The organism is Variovorax sp. P2_H12 (genome assembly GCF_056403395.1).
The window spans coordinates 1-524 of sequence record NZ_JBFUFO010000153.1 but is presented as its reverse complement, the minus strand read 5'-3'; the positions used below and the strand labels follow the sequence as shown (position 1 = coordinate 524).

1 protein-coding gene is annotated in these 524 nt (G+C 67.6%); it reads left to right on the top strand.

Annotated features, from left to right (window positions below; all coding sequences use genetic code 11):
* Positions 1-524, top strand: a 524-nt coding sequence (locus AC1DYK_RS35605) for an ABC transporter substrate-binding protein (RefSeq protein ID WP_478170552.1), incomplete at both ends; no start/stop codon positions are given.

Below are 524 nucleotides of genomic sequence, written 5' to 3'. Positions count from 1 at the left end.
GCCCAAGCTGGACTCGGTGATCTACCGGGTGCTGGACTTCTCCGCGATGACCGACGCCTACCTCAACAAGGAGACGGACTCGGCCACCGCGCTCCTCCCGGAGGACTACAAGCGCCTGGTCGACGCGCCGGGCACGGAGATCCGGCGCGGCGCCCGCTGGGACGAGGTGCACATCACCCTGAACGGCGGCCGGGGGCCGCTGAAGGACGTGAAGGTACGCAACGCCCTGCAGGCAGCGATCGACCGCAAGGGCATCAATGCCAGCTTCAGCAAGGACCTCTCCTTCGAACTGAAGCCGCTGGACAACCACTTCTTCATGCCCAACCAGGCGGGCTACCAGGCCAACGCCGGAGCATACGGCGAGTACGACGTCGAGAAGGCGAAGAAGCTCCTCGACGAGGCGGGCTGGAAGGACGCCGGCGAGGGCAAGCCGCGCACCAAGGGCGGCAAACAGCTCACGCTGGACTACGCCCTGAGCGCGGGCGGCACCTCGGCCCAGACGGACCAGGCGGAGCTCGTACAGC